13 protein-coding genes are annotated in these 15,851 nt (G+C 42.4%); all 13 read left to right on the top strand.

Annotated elements, in window-relative coordinates; all coding sequences use genetic code 11:
- Nucleotides 1-10: 10 nt before the first annotated feature.
- The 13 genes from G602_RS0102175 to G602_RS28490 all read left to right on the top strand — a co-directional run bounded on the left by G602_RS0102175 (nucleotide 11) and on the right by G602_RS28490 (nucleotide 15,844).
- Nucleotides 11-1,291, top strand: a complete 1,281-nt coding sequence (locus tag G602_RS0102175; RefSeq protein ID WP_049945005.1) for a murein hydrolase activator EnvC family protein — start codon at nucleotides 11-13, stop codon at nucleotides 1,289-1,291.
- A gap of 55 nt (nucleotides 1,292-1,346) precedes the next feature.
- Nucleotides 1,347-2,606 (top strand): S41 family peptidase, encoded by a 1,260-nt coding sequence (locus G602_RS24825; RefSeq protein ID WP_049945004.1) that lies wholly within the window; start codon nucleotides 1,347-1,349, stop codon nucleotides 2,604-2,606.
- A gap of 248 nt (nucleotides 2,607-2,854) precedes the next feature.
- Nucleotides 2,855-3,475 (top strand): hypothetical protein, encoded by a 621-nt coding sequence (locus tag G602_RS0102165; protein WP_026657446.1) that lies wholly within the window; start codon nucleotides 2,855-2,857, stop codon nucleotides 3,473-3,475.
- The gene (locus G602_RS0102160) at nucleotides 3,463-4,326 is read left to right on the top strand and encodes a serine/threonine protein kinase (RefSeq protein ID WP_026657445.1); all 864 of its coding nucleotides are present in this window, start codon (nucleotides 3,463-3,465) and stop codon (nucleotides 4,324-4,326) included. Before G602_RS0102165 ends, G602_RS0102160 begins: the two co-directional genes overlap by 13 nt.
- Before the next feature lie 59 nt (nucleotides 4,327-4,385).
- A complete protein-coding gene (gene uvrB / locus G602_RS0102155; RefSeq protein WP_026657444.1) occupies nucleotides 4,386-6,380 on the top strand; it encodes an excinuclease ABC subunit UvrB in 1,995 nt (664 codons plus the stop codon).
- A gap of 161 nt (nucleotides 6,381-6,541) precedes the next feature.
- A complete protein-coding gene (uvrA, locus tag G602_RS0102150; protein ID WP_081675799.1) occupies nucleotides 6,542-9,439 on the top strand; it encodes an excinuclease ABC subunit UvrA in 2,898 nt (965 codons plus the stop codon).
- A gap of 206 nt (nucleotides 9,440-9,645) precedes the next feature.
- The gene (locus tag G602_RS0102145; RefSeq protein ID WP_026657441.1) at nucleotides 9,646-10,638 is read left to right on the top strand and encodes a rod shape-determining protein; all 993 of its coding nucleotides are present in this window, start codon (nucleotides 9,646-9,648) and stop codon (nucleotides 10,636-10,638) included.
- Nucleotides 10,639-10,671: 33 nt separating this feature from the next.
- Nucleotides 10,672-11,532, top strand: a complete 861-nt coding sequence (locus G602_RS0102140) for a flagellar hook-basal body protein (protein WP_026657440.1) — start codon at nucleotides 10,672-10,674, stop codon at nucleotides 11,530-11,532.
- Nucleotides 11,533-11,620: 88 nt separating this feature from the next.
- Nucleotides 11,621-12,448 (top strand): flagellar hook-basal body protein, encoded by an 828-nt coding sequence (locus G602_RS0102135; RefSeq protein WP_026657439.1) that lies wholly within the window; start codon nucleotides 11,621-11,623, stop codon nucleotides 12,446-12,448.
- 15 nt (nucleotides 12,449-12,463) lie between these two features.
- A complete protein-coding gene (locus tag G602_RS0102130; RefSeq protein ID WP_026657438.1) occupies nucleotides 12,464-12,841 on the top strand; it encodes a hypothetical protein in 378 nt (125 codons plus the stop codon).
- A gap of 70 nt (nucleotides 12,842-12,911) precedes the next feature.
- Nucleotides 12,912-15,134 (top strand): SF1B family DNA helicase RecD2, encoded by a 2,223-nt coding sequence (recD2, locus tag G602_RS0102125; protein ID WP_026657437.1) that lies wholly within the window; start codon nucleotides 12,912-12,914, stop codon nucleotides 15,132-15,134.
- Complete coding sequence (locus tag G602_RS30835) at nucleotides 15,124-15,405, top strand: double zinc ribbon domain-containing protein (RefSeq protein WP_049945003.1); 282 nt, start codon at nucleotides 15,124-15,126, stop codon at nucleotides 15,403-15,405. Before recD2 ends, G602_RS30835 begins: the two co-directional genes overlap by 11 nt.
- Nucleotides 15,323-15,844 (top strand): ComF family protein, encoded by a 522-nt coding sequence (locus tag G602_RS28490; RefSeq protein ID WP_155829663.1) that lies wholly within the window; start codon nucleotides 15,323-15,325, stop codon nucleotides 15,842-15,844. Before G602_RS30835 ends, G602_RS28490 begins: the two co-directional genes overlap by 83 nt.
- Nucleotides 15,845-15,851: the final 7 nt, after the last annotated feature.

Here is a 15,851-nt window from a genome sequence, read left to right as displayed (position 1 = left end):
CTGCTATATTTTGGACAGCAGAGGAATCGGAAAAAGAATAATTGGGGTAGTCATGGTTCTGTGCCTGCTTGCGGGCACAGTTTCTTTTGATTTCAGAGACCATGTCCGGAGCAGGGATTTCGCATTTGAAATTTTATCTGAGCACTGTTCTATTCATGTGAAGGCTAAAGTTACATCTGAGAGCATCAAACAGAAGGAGAGTCAGATTTCAAGTGCGAAGAAGGAAAGGGATTCTATGAAGAACTCCCTGACGGATCTTCAGAATGTGAAGAAGTCACTGGAAAAAGAAAAAGCGGACTTAAATAGCTATATAACACAGCTGGATGCTAATCTTGAGGGTATACAAAAAAAGATTGATGACCTTACTCAGAAGATAGCCGAGAAGGAGCAAAGTATCGAGGAGACCACAGCGGAGCTTGAAGAGGCTGTGCGTATTCAGAACGAGCAGTACGAGGCGATGAAAAAGAGAATTCGCTTCATGTATGAAAAGGGAAACGACCTGTATATTCAATTTTTTATTGAGGCAGGAAGCTTTTCGGAAATGCTGAATAAAGCTGAGTACATTGAAGAACTGTCAGCTTATGACAGGGCAAAGCTGAATGAGTACATTGAGCATACGGAGCTGACTCAGCTGACCAAGGAAGCGCTTGAGGAAGAGAAGAAGACTCTTGATGAGGCAAAGGCTAGTGTGGTAATTGAAGAGGAAAATCTTCAGAACCTTATTGTTGAAAAGAATAAGGAAGTCAACAGTATAGCCGGAGATATCAAGGACAAAGAGGCGGCAATCGCTGAGTATGAGAAGCAGATTGCTGAGGAAAACGCGACTATCGCTGCTCTGGAAAAGGCGGTTGAGGCTGAAAAAAAGGAACTTGCTGCTCAGAATGCAAGAAAATATGACGGAGGAATGTTTGCTATGCCATGTCCGTCATATTCAAGAATTTCAGACAATTTTGGAATGAGAATGCACCCTACCCTGGGAATTCAGAAAATGCATAATGGTGTGGATTTTGCCGCTCCCAGTGGCTCATCTATACTTGCTGCCTATGATGGAAAAGTTGTTGCGGCAGCATATAATTCTACTATGGGTAATTATGTTATGATATCTCATGGAAGTGGTTTGTTTACGATTTATATGCATGCGTCTTCTCTAAGTGTTTCTACGGGACAGGAAGTGTCCAAAGGACAGAAAATAGCAGCTGTCGGATCAACAGGAAGATCAACAGGACCACATCTCCATTTCGGAGTAAGATTGAACGGAAATTATGTAAGTCCTTGGAACTATTTGAAATAATAGTAGTTATTCCATATTATTCAGGAATGATTAAGCTGAGGCGAAAGGAAGAATTATGGAGCAAAAAGATAACAGACTGGGTATGCTCTTTGTCGGACTGATAATGGGATTTTTTTGTACAGCACTTCTGGTTGGAGTAGGTTTCCTGGTGGTCAGAATCAAGGGATTCGCAGTTGCGCCTGTTCAGGGAAAAATTACCAACTCCGAAACAGCCATGACCGATAGTACAATCGAGAAGGTAAAAGTAATCGAGGATGCAATAGGAACGTATTATTACAAGACTGAGATAGACAGGGATGCAGAGGCCAATGCAATTTATAAAGGTGTGGTTTCTTCCCTTGGCGATCCCTATTCCGAGTACTATACACCTGAAGAATATCAGGATCTGATGTCTGATACGCAGGGAATTTATTACGGTATCGGAGCTTATGTCAGCATGGACAAGGATACGAATCTTCCGAGAATTACAGGTACTATCAAGGACTCCCCTGCAGAGAAAATAGGCCTTAAGGCTAATGATGTAATCTATAAGGTTGCTGATGAAAGCGTTCAGGGCATGACACTTACAGAAGTTGTAGGTATGATAAGAGGTGAGATAGGAACGAAGGTCAAGCTCACAATTTATCGTGAGGGTGAATCTGATTATCTTGAGTTTGAAGTTAGCCGCGATAAGGTTGAAGCACAGACTGTTAATACCACAATGCTTGAAGATGATATTGGTTACCTGGGAATTACAGAATTTGATTCCGTAACCACGGAACAGTTCAAAGAGGGTATGAAGGAACTCAGATCCAAGGGAATGGTTGGACTTATCCTTGATCTTAGATCAAACCCCGGTGGAAGTCTTGCAGCTGTCTGTGATATAGCACGTGAGCTTCTTCCAAAAGGCGATATAGTTTATACTGTGGACAGGGACGGTAATCGTGAGGATTATGAGTGTGACGGAAAGAATGAAATCGACATTCCGGTTGTGGTTCTTGTAAACGGATATTCAGCGAGTGCTTCAGAGATTCTTTCAGGTGCAATAAAGGACTATGGCGTTGGTATAATCGTTGGTGAGACAACATATGGGAAAGGAGTTGTACAAAGAATTTTCCCGTTCTCTGATGGAACAGCCGTAAAGCTTACAATAAGCAATTACTTTACACCTAATGGGAATGACATAAACGGCGTAGGAATTACTCCTGATGTTGAGATTGCACTTGATAGTCAAAAGTACAATGAGGATGGTACAGACAATCAGCTTAACAAGGCTATTGAGATTATAAAAAAGGAATTAAAAAAAGCCGGTTCGGCACTTGATGATGCAGCGTAAGGGCTTGTAATAAACAGAATATAACAATTGCGGGTAGAGGTTAATGGAATTAGCTCTACCCGTTTGTTTTTTACCCAAGAAGTCATAAGAAAAAGTATTTGGCAAATATCCATATGAAAAAATGCTTTACAAATTTAATCTTCTGAGATATATTCATTTATGTTTTTATTTCTGATTCAATGTCCGGTTTCACCGGATGTTTATTCCATTAAAAGTTTGAAATATTTATTTGAAAGGATGTGTAGTAAATGGAGTACTATGCGGCCACTTTGCGTGAGCCGGGAGAAAAATTGAATAATGATGGTCTAATGGTTAAAGGGATTCATACAAAAAGTCGCTCTGATGTAGTAGTAATGGTTTTAAGTGCTCAAAAATCAGATGCAAAATTAAATGATAAGGTGATACGAACAGCTGAGAAGATGGTATATAAATCGCCGGAGGATATCGAAAACAGGCTCACGATACTTTTTGACAAATTTGGAAAAGGGAGAGTTTTTCATAGAAAGGCAACGCCTGATATTACAATTTTGGTCTTAAAAGGTATTAACTATCACATCATGAACCGCGGGAAAAATAAGGTGGTCAGGATAGGCAGAATGGGAGTTGAGGAGATTATCTGTGAAAAAGAAGGAGAGGATTTCGGAGATTATTATTATGCCTCGGGACGATTATCGGAAGGAAGTACGCTGATTGCCGGAACCAGGTCTTTTTATGACAGACAGCTGGGAGCTGATATGCATAAAAGACTTTGCCCGCAGATGTGTGTTGATAATGAGGCCATGCAGGAAAATATTGAATATCTGAAAAAGCTTCTTTGCAGCAGGGGAGAGGAGAGACCTGTAACGGCAGCGGCTTTATGTATGAAATAAATGTAACGCATAGGATTGGAAGCGGCGGTAATGGTGAGATCCTTAAAGGATTATTGGGTAAGGATAAAACAGAGTGTGTTGTAAAAAGAGTGTCAGGTAATAGCAAAGCTTCCTATATGCAGCTAACGAATGAGGGAAGAGTTCTTAAATATCTGTGCGACGCAGGTTTTGTGGATGCACCCTGTTACTTTTGTGAGAAAGATGGAGCGCTCGTTATGGGATTTGTTCCGGGAAGAACGATTGGTGCGATGGATATACGACAGATGTCAGAAAAGGAACTCAGGTCGCTGTTTGTGGATATTACCAGCCTCATTGTAAGGCTGCACGGACTAAATCCTCCGGTTATACATAGGGATATAAAACCTTCAAATATAATGATTGATGATAGGGGAAGATTATATCTGATAGATTTTGGAACTGCAGAAATACTTGATGATTTCTCTGTGGAAAATAAGCGGAAGGGAAAATCTCTTCCTGCCGGAACGAAAAGCTATGCGGCTCCGGAACAATATGGAGGACTCGGGAGTGAAAGCTATCAGGTTGATATCTATCAGCTTGGAAAAACTATGGAGAGGCTTTTGGGTAAAGCTATAGTATCAAAAAGATTTGCGGGTGAAATGAAGGGAATAGTGGACAGATGCTGTATGCCAAGCTGTGCGGAAAGGTATCTGAGCGCATACGATATAAGAAAAGATCTTATGAGTATCAGTGTCAGAAAAAATAATTTTCCTATCAAAATATTTAATAAAAAGTTTATGGGAAAGTTTCCTTATAAAGATGGAAAATGTAAGGAGAATAACGAGGTTTTTATTGATATAGTAAGAACATATGACACGATTGAGTTTTTATAAACCATATGTTAGAATTAAGAGATATCGAAAATATGTTCGGAAGATGAAAAGGAAAATTCATGGATCATTTTGAACTGAAATCAGAGTATAAGCCCACCGGAGACCAGCCGCAGGCTATAGAAAAACTTGTTAACGGATTTAAGAGCGGGAATCAGTTTGAGACTCTGCAGGGAGTTACCGGATCGGGAAAAACATTTGCCATGGCAAATGTAATACAGGCCTTGAACAAACCAACCCTTGTAATAAGTCATAATAAGACTCTTGCGGGGCAGCTGTATGGTGAGTTTAAGGAATTTTTTCCAAATAATGCGGTTGAATATTTTGTATCCTACTATGACTACTATCAGCCCGAGGCGTATGTACCTCAGACTGATACCTATATTGCCAAGGACTCGGCGATAAATGATGAGATAGACAAGCTGAGACTCTCTGCGACAGCATCTCTTACCGAGAGAAGGGATGTTATTGTTGTTGCCAGTGTGTCATGCATTTATGGGTTGGGTAGTCCGGATGAATTCAAGGGGATGTCAATATCATTAAGGCCGGGCATGGAGAGAAGCCGGGACCAGATTCTTAAGGATCTTGTAGCTATTCAGTATACAAGAAATGATCTTGATGTTGGCAGATGTAATTTTCGCGTCAGAGGGGATACGATTGAGGTTTTTCCTGCCCAGGCTGATGATTATCTCATCCGTATAGAGCTTTTTGGCGATGAGATAGACAGAATCTGTGAGGTTGAGCCTGTGACGGGAACTATTAAAAATGAGCTGTCACACGTTATGATTTATCCTGCTTCTCATTATGTGGTTCCGCAGGAAAAGATAAATCTTGCCTGTCAGAATATTGAAGCTGAGCTTGATGAGCAGGTTAAGTTTTTTAAGAGTGAAGATAAGCTCATTGAGGCACAGAGAATCGCAGAGCGCACTAACTTTGATGTTGAGATGATGCGTGAAACGGGATTCTGTTCAGGTATTGAGAATTATTCAAGACATCTTAATTTTGCCAAGCCCGGGGAACCGCCGCTCACGCTGATGGACTTCTTTGACGGAGAATTTCTGATAATTGTGGATGAGTCACATATGACTATCCCGCAGATAGGCGCTATGTATCATGGCGACAGATCGCGTAAGACTACTCTGGTAGATTACGGGTTCAGACTGCCCTCTGCACTGGATAACAGACCGCTTAACTTTGAGGAGTTTGAGACACATATTGACCAGATGCTGTTTTGCTCTGCTACTCCCGGCCCATACGAGGCAGAACATGAGCTTTTAAGAGCTGAACAGATAATACGACCTACAGGACTGCTTGATCCTGAGATTTCCGTCAGACCGGTTGAGGGACAGATTGATGACCTTATTACGGAGATAAACAAGGAGACTGCTAAGAACAGCAAGGTGCTTATTACAACCCTTACCAAAAAGATGGCGGAGGATCTGACAGAATATCTTGCTGAGACCGGTATAAGAGTTAAATACATGCATTCGGATATAGATACCTTGGAGAGAGCACAGATAATACGCGATATGCGACTTGATGTTTTTGATGTGCTTGTGGGAATCAATCTTCTCAGAGAGGGTCTTGATATTCCTGAGATTTCCCTTGTGGCAATAATCGATGCTGACAAAGAGGGATTCCTCAGATCCGAGACATCGCTAATCCAGACTATCGGAAGAGCTGCGAGAAATGCTGACGGACATGTAATCATGTACGCTGACAACATGACCGATTCAATGAAAAATGCCATTGAGATAACCGAGCGCAGGAGGAAGATTCAGCAGGCATACAATGAAGAGCATGGAATAACTCCTCAGACTATTCGCAAGGCTGTACGTGATCTTATAAGTGTTACCAAGGCTGTTGCTAAGCAGGAGGTTCAGTTTGAAAAAGATCCTGAATCAATGGATAAGAAGGAGCTTGAGAAGGTAATTGCTGATGTTGAGAAGCGTATGAAACGTGCTGCTACTGAGCTTGATTTTGAGACGGCAGCCATGCTCAGGGATCAGATGATTGATCTGAAGAAGCATTTGCTTGAGGTTATCGGAGGAAAATAACCCTCATCCGTCAGCTTCGCTGACACCTTCCCCCAGAGGGGGAAGGCAGGATAAGGGTAAAGAAAATAATGTCTATCCCTGAGGGGTAGGATAGGTAATGTTAAAGCCTTCCCCCTCTGGGGGAAGGTGTCAGCGAAGCTGACGGATGAGGGCAAATACAAATGACAGAAACAACACACTTTACTAAAGAAAATACAACCGCAAAGAAGATTCTCTCCGAAGACATCCACGATTACATCCGTGTCCGCGGAGCAAATGAGCATAATTTAAAGCACATCAAAGTCAATATCCCAAGGGATACATTAACTGTTTTTACCGGACTGTCCGGATCCGGAAAATCATCGCTCGCCTTCGATACAATTTTTGCAGAGGGACAGAGAAGATATATGGAATCTCTATCCTCTTATGCAAGAATGTTCCTGGGACAGATGGATAAGCCTGACGTTGAAAAAATAGAAGGCCTGTCACCGACGATTTCCATTGATCAGAAGTCGACAAACAGGAACCCCAGATCAACTGTCGGAACAGTCACGGAGATATATGACCATTTCAGACTTCTGTATGCACGTATAGGTGTTCCGCATTGTCCTAATTGCGGGCGTGAGATCAGAAGACAGACAGTTGATGAGATGGCTGATCAGATTCTGTCGCTTCCCGTGGGTACCAGATTTCAGATTCTTGCACCTGTTGTAAGAGGAAGAAAGGGAGAACATGCCAAGGTTCTGGATAGAGCTAAGAGAGCGGGATTTGTCCGTGTAAGGATAGATGACAGCCAGTATGATCTTTCCGAAGAGATTAAGCTTGATAAAAACATCAAGCATAATATTGAAATAATTGTGGACAGACTGGTTATAAGGGAAGATACGGATGAGCTTAGAGGACGACTTACAGATTCTATTGAGAGTGCTCTTAATCTTGCGGAAGGGCTTCTGACTGTGGATGTTATTGACGGAAAGCCAATGAACTTTAGCCAGAGCTTTGCGTGTCCTGATTGCGGAGTCAGTATCTCAGAGATTGAACCCAGAAGCTTTTCCTTTAATAATCCCTTTGGTGCATGCCCTGAGTGTACAGGTCTGGGATACAAGATGGAATTCGATGAAGATCTTATGATTCCTGATAAATCCCTTTCCATAAATGAAGGATGTTTTCAGGTAATGGGATGGCAGTCTTCCAATAAGGAAGGCAGTTTTTCCAATGCTGTACTCAGGGCTCTCGCCAAGGAATATAAATTCAGTCTGGATACACCTTTTGAAAAGCTGACTCCTAAAGTGAGAAACATGCTTGTACACGGGGCTGACAGGGAAGTTACGGTTGCCTATTCAGGCCAGCGCGGTGAAGGCAGATATCCTATAACCTTTGACGGTTTGATCAAAAATGTAGAGCAGAGATACAGGGAAACATTTTCCGAAAATCAGAAGGCTGAATATGAGCAGTATATGAGAATTACCCCCTGTCCTGCATGTAAAGGACAGAGACTGAAGGCTGATTCACTTGCAGTTACAATTGATGACAAGAATATATTTGAGATAACCTCCATATCCATAGGAGAGTTACACGAATATCTTGAAGGGCTTAAGCTTACCAAACAGCAGGAGCTGATCGGAGCGCAGGTTCTCAAGGAAATCAGAGCCAGAGTCGGATTTCTTATTGATGTCGGACTTGATTATCTCTCCCTGTCCAGAGCGACAGGAACATTGTCCGGAGGTGAGGCTCAGCGAATAAGACTTGCAACCCAGATCGGATCGGGGCTTTGCGGGGTATGCTACATATTGGATGAGCCGAGTATAGGTCTCCATCAAAGGGATAACGATAAGCTGCTTAATACGCTGAAAAACCTGCGGGATCTTGGCAATACTCTTATAGTGGTCGAGCATGATGAGGATACCATGAGGGCTGCGGACTATATTGTGGACGTAGGTCCGGGTGCCGGTGCCCATGGAGGAGAGATTGTTGCTGCGGGTACAGCTGAGGAGATAATGCAGGTAAAGGAATCAATTACCGGCCAGTATCTATCGGGTAAGCTTAAAATAGCAGTTCCTGACCACAGAAGAAAACCCACAGGATGGCTAAAGGTAAAAGGAGCGGAAGAAAACAATCTTAAGAATATAGATGTAAAATTCCCCCTTGGCGTTCTTACAATAGTTACGGGTGTATCAGGATCCGGTAAAAGTTCTCTGGTAAATGAAATATTATATAAGCATCTTGAGAGAGATTTAAACAGGGCAAGGTGCATCCCGGGAAAGCATAAAGGAATAGAAGGAATAGAGCAGCTTGATAAGGTGATTGCCATAGATCAGTCCCCGATAGGCAGAACGCCAAGGTCAAACCCCGCAACCTATACAGGTGTGTTTGATATGATAAGGGATCTTTTTGCGGGAACCCCTGATGCCAAAACCAGAGGCTACAAGAAGGGAAGATTTTCCTTTAATGTTAAGGGAGGAAGATGTGAAGCCTGTGGCGGAGACGGCATCATCAAGATAGAGATGCATTTCCTGCCGGACGTTTACGTTCCATGTGAAGTCTGCGGAGGAAAGAGATACAACAGAGAGACGCTTGAGGTTCATTATAAAGGGAAAAATATTTATGATGTGCTGAACATGACTGTTGAGGAAGCACTGCCGTTTTTTGAAAACATTAAGACTATAAAGAGAAAAATCAAGACCTTGTACGATGTGGGACTGGGATATGTAAAGCTGGGACAGCCTTCAACAGAGCTTTCCGGAGGTGAAGCACAGAGAATTAAACTTGCAACCGAGCTTTCAAGAGCAAGTACCGGGAAAACAATTTATATTCTTGATGAGCCGACCACCGGACTCCATTTTGCAGATGTACAGAAGCTGGTGAAAATACTTCACGAGCTTGTGGATGCAGGGAATACTGTGGTTGTTATAGAGCATAACCTGGACGTTATAAAGACAGGTGATTATATCATTGATATGGGACCGGAAGGAGGCTCCGGAGGTGGAACAGTGGTTACTCAGGGCACGCCGGAGCAGGTCGCAAAGTGTAAGGAGTCATATACCGGGGCATATATTAAAAAGATGCTTGAGAAAAAATAAAAAAATTTTGCAAAAAAGTATAAAGTTTTTATAAAGTGCTGCCGATATATCTTATGACGCGAATGTGGCACATGAAAAATTTGTTATTTTGTGTTTCAAATATTGCCCTATTGGTTTATAATGCTTAATGAATTATATCTTTATAATAGTTAATGTGAGCGACTATGCGCTCTTAGCCTTATTTCCAGAAAGGGGTAATAGATTTCATGCAGTATACAGACATAGGTATTGATTTAGGAACAGCAAGTATCCTTGTTTACATCCGTGGTAAGGGTGTTGTCTTAAAAGAGCCCTCAGTTGTGGCGTATGACAGGGATACAGAGAAGATCAAAGCCATTGGTGAAGATGCAAGACTTATGCTTGGCCGTACACCCGGTAACATTGTAGCGGTTAGACCTCTTAGACAGGGTGTTATTTCAGATTACAAGGTAACCGAGCAGATGATGAAGTATTTCATCACCAAGGCGATTGGACACAGAACATTCCGTAAGCCTCTTATAGCTGTTTGCGTACCCAGTGGAGTAACAGAGGTAGAGCGTAAGGCGGTTGAGGATGCTACCCTTATGGCAGGTGCCAGAGATGTTCGTATTATTGAGGAACCTATCGCGGCTGCCATCGGTGCAGGAATAGATATTACAAAGCCTTGCGGCAATATGATTGTTGATATAGGTGGTGGTACATCTGATATCGCCGTTATCTCTCTTGGAGGAACTGTTGTCAGCACATCTGTTAAGATCGCGGGCGATGATTTTGATGAAGCTATAGTCAGATATATGCGTAAGAAGCACAATCTCCTTATCGGTGAGAGAACTGCCGAGGATATTAAGATTAAGATTGGTGCGGCTTATCCCAGAGCTGAGGCTGATTATATGGATGTCAGAGGACGTAACCTTGTAACGGGTCTTCCCAAGACGGTTAAGGTGTCCTCAGAGGAAACTGAAGAGGCTTTGCGTGAGACTACAGCGCAGATAGTAGAAGCTATTCATGGCGTACTTGAGAAAACTCCTCCGGAACTTGCAGCGGATATCGCAGACAGAGGAATAGTTCTTACAGGTGGCGGCAGCCTTCTTCGCGGACTGGATGACCTGATTGCATCAAAGACAGGCATCAATACAGTAACTGCGGAGGATCCCATGACAGCAGTTGCTATCGGAACCGGCAGATATGTAGAGTTCCTTGCAGGATATCGCGAAGTGTAATCTCTTAATAAAAAATCAGATAGGGGATAGTATATGGTTAAAGGTCTTTACACCGCGTACACAGGAATGGTAAACGAGCAGAAACGCATGGATATCCAGACGAACAATCTCGCCAATGTGAATTCCACGGGTTTTAAGGAAGAACGTTCGGTGAGCCAATCGTTTCGTGATCTTCTGGGATTGAAGATCAAGGACTATTCCGATGCGCCCTGGACTGCCAGAAGACTTGGCCTCATGAATCCGGGTGTAAAGCTTGCGGGATCATATACTAACTTCGAACAGGGAGCCCTTAGACAGACAGGTCAGACCTATGATGTTGCTCTTAATAACGGACTTCCGAATGTCGATGACCAATCGGTTAAAGATAATATGGGCGCAGGTGGCAATGCTTTCTTTGCTACCTCTTTCGCCTCAGATGACCCTGATGGCGGAGGACAGCTTATCAAATATACCAGAGACGGTAATTTTACCCTGACGCAGGAGGGCTATATGGTCACCAGCGAGGGTAATTATGTCCTGGATGTCAATAATAATCCCATTCAGATTGATCCATCAATGGATTCAACAATTATGCAGGATGGCAGAATTGTTCAAAATCTAAATGAAGTTGCGACAATACAGGTTGCACGATTTGATTCACCTCAGCTTTTGCAGAGATATCAGGATAATGCTTTTATCATAGGTGATGGTGGGGCGCAGGTGATTTCCACAACAGCTGCTGAAGCCAACGCAACTGTTAATCAGGGGTACCTTGAGTCATCTAATGTCAGTGTTGTAGACCAGATGGTAAATATAATTTCGATTCAGAGAAATTATGAAACTAATTCCAAGGCAATGCAGGCAGAAGATGATACAATAGATATAGCAGTTAATCAGCTTGGAAAAGTTCAGTAAACCATAACGCTTAGGTCTAAATTTTAAGAACTAAGCAGCCGATATATTAATTGCCGAAGTATGGTTTTTAATCGCTAGGAGGTATTTTATGGTAAGAAGCTTATGGACAGCAGCATCCGGAATGAATGCTCAGCAGACAAATGTAGACACCATAGCGAACAACCTCGCTAATGTTAATTCAGCAGGTTATAAGGCACAGAGTGCAAAGTTTAAATCACTTCTGTATCAGGAGCTGAAAACAAAGACAGTGCAGACTACCGGTTCACCTGTTAATTCAGATGTGGGACTTGGTGTTAGAGTATCCTCTATAAATCAGTTTTTTACACAGGGTAATTTGCAGGATAATGATTCAAGTTCTGCATTTGCTATTCAGGGAGACGGATTCTTTGCATATTCTACAGATGCACAGGATTTGAACCAGAATAATATCAGATATACCAGAAACGGTAACTTTGTATGGGCTCTTACAGATCAGAATACACTTGAGCTTACAACCTCTGAGGGTAATCCGGTACTGGGTGTCGATGGTAACGCTCTTGTAGTTAACGATGAGACAGTTAAGGCATCAGATATTACCTGTGATGCTGACGGAAACCTGTATTATCTGGATGCTAACCAGGAGAGACAGGACATCGGAACAATAGCACTTTTCCAGTTTAGAAATGCTGAAGGTCTGGAAAGAATCGGTGATACAAGCTTTATGCAGACCATGGCATCAGGTGCAGCTCTTCCGGAGGCTACAACTCAGGGAATCAGAAGAAGTACAGTAGTTCAGGGATATCTCGAGGGATCAAATGTTAATGTGGCAACAGAGATGGTTAACCTGATTGTTGCGCAGAGAGCTTATGAGATGAACTCAACGGCTATTACTACTACCGATGAAATGATGCAGACAGCAAACGGACTTAAGAGATAAGTAAGGGTGTAAGATATGGCAATTGATATGAATTCTTTAAACAATTTGTCCGGAATTTCACAATATGCCAGCAGCCAGGCTGCTTCTGATAAGGTAAACTCAGCAGCTTCCAAGGTGAGACGGGTTCAGACTGACGAGGATAAAGCTGAAGTTGATAAGGAACTTATGGATGCCTGCAAGCAGTTTGAGGCATACTTTATGGAGCAGATCTATAAGGGATATGAAAAGACTGCAAAGGTTTTCAGCAAGGATGAGTCCGGATCTATGAGTAAGATGGTTGATTATTTCAAGGATCTGACCATTCAGGATATTGCGTCTACCGGAGCAGATACACAGAGTAACGGACTTGCGCAGATGCTGTATGAGAATATGAAGCGTAATTATGACTTGTAAATTATGATCAAGTGAACAAATAATTGAGAAAAGAGTCGCTTGCGGCTCTTTTTATTTTTTAGGGAGGAAAATGGAAGCAAAGGGGTATATAGACCATTTTATATACAGAAGTCCTGACAAGACCTACGGAGTTATGGTTTTTGTATCGGATGGAGAGGAGATAACCTGCGTTGGAAGCTTCGTGGATGTGGATGAAGGAGATACTCTGATAATTGAAGGGGATATGACTGAGCATCCTGTCTATGGGGAACAGATAAAAGTAAGCAGTTATAAAATATCCGTACCGGATGATACCGAATCCATGGAGAGATACCTGGGATCAGGTGCTATAAAGGGCATCGGAGAGACGATGGCCAGGAGGATAGTGAAAAAATTCGGTGCCGATACATTCAGGATTATAGAGGATGAGCCGGAGAGGCTTGCTGAAATAAAAGGAATAAGTGAAAAGAAGGCCCGGGACATAGCCATTCAGCTGGCTGATAAAAGAGAGATGCGTGATGCATTTGTTTTTATGTCCGGGTATGGAATTACCGGAAATATGTCGGTAAGGATATATGAAAAATACGGTGCGCAGGTCTATAGGATATTAAAGGAAAATCCCTATAAACTGGCTGATGATATCGAAGGAATAGGTTTTAAGACCGCTGATGAAATAGCGGCAAGAGTCGGAATAAGCGTTGATTCAGACTATAGAATAAGAAGCGGAATTCTGTATGTTCTGCTGGAAGCCTCTGCTGACGGGCACAGTTTTTTGCCAAAAGAAGAGCTTTTAACAAAATGTGTTCAGCTTTTGGGCGTTCAGAAGGATAATGTTGCACTTCAGATGGATAATCTCATGGTAGAAAGGAAGCTTATCTACCGGGGAGAAAATGAAGTTTATGCATCTTCGTTTTTTTATGAAGAGCAGGCTATTGCGGTTATGTTAAAGGAATTGAATCTGCAGGTATCGGATACTTCGGATAAGGCTCTTCTTGAAAGAATTAAGAAAATTGAACAGAAACGTGATATTGAGCTTGATGATTTGCAGAGAAAGGCAGCGGCAGCAAGTGCAAAGAATGGTGTGGTTATAATTACAGGAGGACCGGGAACAGGAAAAACCACAACAATTAACACCATAATAGAATATTATGCGGAAGAACAGATGGAGATACTCCTGGCTGCGCCTACGGGGCGCGCTGCCAAGAGAATGAAGGAAGCAACCGGATATGAGGCGTATACTATACACAGACTTCTGGGAGTGGGAGGAGGCTTATCAGACGATAATACTGACAGGGCAAGAATTCATTTTGAAAAGAACTCCGATAATCCATTAGAGGCGGACGCTATCATAATCGATGAAATGTCAATGGTGGATATGCATCTTTTTGCTGCGCTGTTAAAGGCTATCCTTCCTGGAACACACCTTATACTTGTGGGAGACAGCTCGCAGCTTCCAAGTGTGGGACCGGGACAGGTCCTACATGATCTTATAGAGAGCGGAGTGTTCACAACTATAACTCTTCAGAGAATTTTCAGACAGGCTCAGCAGAGTGATATCGTAATGAATGCTCATAAGATTAAGGATGGAAATCAGATAAAGATGGACAATAAGAGCAGAGATTTCTTTTTCCTTAAAAGAGATAACGCTGATGTCATATATAAGCACATGATTGAGCTTATAAGAGATAAGCTCCCGGGGTATGTGGAGGCTTCCAGCAGTGATATACAGGTGCTTACGCCAATGAAGAGAGGACCACTTGGGGCACAGACTCTTAATGCGGTTCTGCAGAGATATTTAAACCCTGCTGATGAGCATAAAAAGGAATATGTTCATGGCGACAGGGTGATAAGGGTCGGCGACAGGGTCATGCAGATACATAACAACTATCAGGCCGAGTGGGAAATATGCGGAAAATACGGCATAGCAGTTGAAAAAGGTCTCGGTGTTTTTAATGGCGATATGGGAGTTGTAAAAGAGATAAATACCGCCATGAAGGAATTGGTGGTTGAATTTGATGAGGGAAGGCGCGTTACGTATCCCTTCTCTGATCTGGATGATCTTGAGCATGCCTATGCCATAACAATACATAAATCGCAGGGATCGGAATATCCGGCAGTTATATTACCTCTTCTTGGAGGACCGAGGATGCTGCTTAACAGGAATCTTCTGTATACGGCTGTAACTAGAGCACAAAAATGTGTAGTGATACTTGGAAATAAGGAAACTGTGGATACGATGATTGAGAATGAAGAACAGCTCAGAAGATATACGGGACTTAGAACCAGAATTACGGAGGTTATGAGTGCGGACTAATGAGCTAAAGGAGGGGGTAATATCAATTCTCTATCCTAGAAGATGTCCTGTATGCGATGATATTGTCGGGAGAGGTAAAGGGCTCATACATCCTGAATGCAGAAGAATTATTAAGCCTGCAGGAAAAGATATCTGCATGAAATGCGGAAAGCCTTTGGGAGACCCTGATAAAGAGTTATGTCCTGATTGTGAGAAGACAAGGCACTATTTTGACAGGGGGCTTTGGAATTTTCAGGTACAGATCCATATCAGGATCAATATACAGATTTAAATATTCGGGAAGAAGAGAATATGCTGATTTTTATGCAAAAGCGGCGAGGGATTATCTTGAGGAAATCATTTGCAGCATGAATGCGGATGCCATCATTCCTGTACCAATGTATAAGAAAAAACAGCGAAAACGTGGATATAATCAGGCTGAAACCTTTGCACGGGCACTGGGGAAAGAATTTGACATACCTGTCAGAAATGATATCGTATCCAGGGTCCGTGATACGGTTCCCATGAAGCTTTTGGACGCATCACAAAGGCGTTCTAATTTGAAAAAAGCTTTTAATATAAGTAAAAATGATGTAGAATTTAAGTGTATTATCCTTGTTGATGACATTTACACAACCGGCAGTACTATTGATGAGCTAGCCAGGGAATTTCGAAGACATGGAGTGAAAAGGGTATTCTTTGTAACGCTTGCAATAGGCCAGGTGGTGTGAAAATAAC

This window comes from Butyrivibrio sp. AC2005 (assembly GCF_000424145.1).
Lineage (GTDB): Bacteria > Bacillota > Clostridia > Lachnospirales > Lachnospiraceae > Butyrivibrio.
Note: the sequence above shows the minus strand (reverse complement) of the source record. Positions and strands in the feature narration are given on the sequence as shown.